This window comes from Gilliamella sp. B3127 (assembly GCF_026536935.1).
In the GTDB taxonomy this organism is placed as follows: Bacteria; Pseudomonadota; Gammaproteobacteria; order Enterobacterales; family Orbaceae; genus Gilliamella; species Gilliamella apicola_E.
The window spans coordinates 1-1210 of the sequence record NZ_JAFNNI010000018.1 but is presented as its reverse complement, the minus strand read 5'-3'; the positions used below and the strand labels follow the sequence as shown (position 1 = coordinate 1210).

Sequence of the window (1210 nt, the reverse complement as noted above, 5' to 3'; positions counted from 1 at the left end):
TTTTCAGATTCGAAAAAGAAGAATTCAATTCCCGTAATTACTTTACCTTTCGGAACTAAAGAGTTAATTGACGTCCAATTCCCAGCAAATTGGAAATCGTATGATTATCCAAGCAATACATGGTATAAAACACCTATAGATTTAGCTTATAATCATTCAAATTTGTTTTACGATGTTTATAAAGATAAAAAACGAGATTTAAAACTTACCGATAGTATTACTTATACTTATACTAATGCTAATATGGCTAATATCTATTATGATAACTTTTTTCCCTACCCGTTTATAAAAAACCAATCAAGTATATATTACAACTATAAAGAAATATTATATCCATTATGGAAAATTAATTTATCAAATAACCAATCTCTAATAATGCTTTTTAGTGAAGATGTACCTACTTCAGATAAACCAAATGTAAAACCCTACGCTAAATTACAATTAGTGGTTATGGATAGTCAAGGAAACATCTTAGATTCCCTAAATGCTTATATTTATGCCAATCTTGATACGAAACGCCTGTATATTGACAGAAAAGGAATTATCCATATTAAATACTTTGATTTTTGTGATTCTGAATACGTTAACTTTATCCGTTATGAAAAATTCCAAATTTCGCCTGAAGGCAAATTTATTCGATATTACGATCAAAACGGATTTTTCCAAAATGAAGAAGAACAAGGATTAGTCGAAAATCATACCCGTGAAGGTTTATGGATTGAGAAGAAGCCGAACGGTTATTATATTTATCCTCGTGGTTATTCTTATCTTGAAGCAAATTACCATAAAGGGTTACCGATTGGAATTTGGAAGTTTTATAAATTAGATTATCAAAAGAAAGCAGACGGTTTTATCGATCTATCTTCTGGTAAAAAAGGCAAACTTTTGTACACAGAAACCTATAAAGACGGTGAGCTTATCGAACGCAAATTTGTGGATAGAGAAATTTATGAATTGAATTAAAGATTGTGTAGTAAACAAACAATTATTATGCTTATCACCCTCATAAATATGAACGGTGGTAAGTAAACCGATATAAATGAGTAAATTAAAAAGAATAATCATTCAAAACTAATCTTTATAATGGCTGTTGGTTTTATTTGAAATTTAATAACAATAGTCCGTTAACAAAGGATATGTAACTAGAGTATTTTTTATGATGATATCCCTAAATAATAAATTCATTATCACTACCCTATTAAGCCTTTTT

1 pseudogene is annotated in these 1210 nt (G+C 28.8%); it reads left to right on the top strand.

Annotation, left to right across the window (positions count from 1 at the left end):
- Positions 1–963 (top strand): annotated as a pseudogene (locus tag J3U00_RS11585) (hypothetical protein); the annotation flags it as partial.
- Positions 964–1210: the final 247 nt, after the last annotated feature.